Annotated in this window: 1 tRNA gene; it reads left to right on the forward strand. The window is 61.8% G+C overall.

The annotated features are described in order from the left end of the window. Positions 1 to 231 precede the first annotated feature (231 nt). Positions 232 to 307, forward strand: a tRNA-Ile gene (locus tag ACESUZ_RS10105). The last annotated feature ends 542 nt before the right edge of the window (positions 308 to 849 follow it).

Genomic DNA, 849 nt, shown 5'->3' on the forward strand with positions numbered 1-849 from the left:
CCATTGTGGCACCCTGAGCCCGCGGAAAGAAGCTGCGCCGCGGGGGAGGCGACCCCAATGGCTTTCTCATATCGTCTCATATAGGCACACAAGGTCAAAGGCGGCACCATGATCCTCCTGGTCGACAAGATCGTGCGTTGAACGGGCGCCGCGTGCATGGTAGTATTTCACGTCGTGGTTCAAGATGGGTGGCCTGTTCTATTGGCCTCTATTGCACGCGCCATTTTATAAGGGCTCTTGGCGCAACGGTTAGCGCAGGGGACTCATAATCCCTGGGTTCTGGGTTCGAATCCCGGAGGGCCCACCAGAGAATCAAGAAGCCGGGCAAATAGCCCGGCTTCTTTTTGCTAAAGTTCCCACTCCACATGCCTGCGAAATTGTCTTGATAAACGTTTTCGGTCAAATCCACGCAATAGTTAATGCTGATTGACAAGAACCATTTCAAAACCATGCCGGATTACGGGGCTGGACCCGGACCGGCCGTCCATACCCTGCATTTCGCTGAATGCGCAAGTCGTCTACCTGCGGTTTTGATTTTACCGATTACGGCATGCTCGGGGGTTCCCGGCCTGGCCCCGTAAACCGGCATGGTTTTGAAATCGCCGGGTCGGCGGGAGCGCAATTGGCCCCGATAATGGGCCCGGCGCCGGCGGGATGGTCGTTGGGCGGATGGCGGCCCATGGGGTGGAAGCGAAAACCGGCGAGCGGCGGAACCCGAGATGCCCTGGGGGCGCCGGGGAGGAGGGCGGCGGCAGCGCCGCCGCCCGCGGGGCGCGCCCCGCGGGCCGGATCCGGCATCGCGGGTCCCTTGCCCTCGAGTCCGCGCCGCGCTCTCGTCCCAGCGGCGCC

It is taken from the genome of Collinsella aerofaciens ATCC 25986, from assembly GCF_964239575.1.
Classification (GTDB): domain Bacteria; phylum Actinomycetota; class Coriobacteriia; order Coriobacteriales; family Coriobacteriaceae; genus Collinsella; species Collinsella aerofaciens_BQ.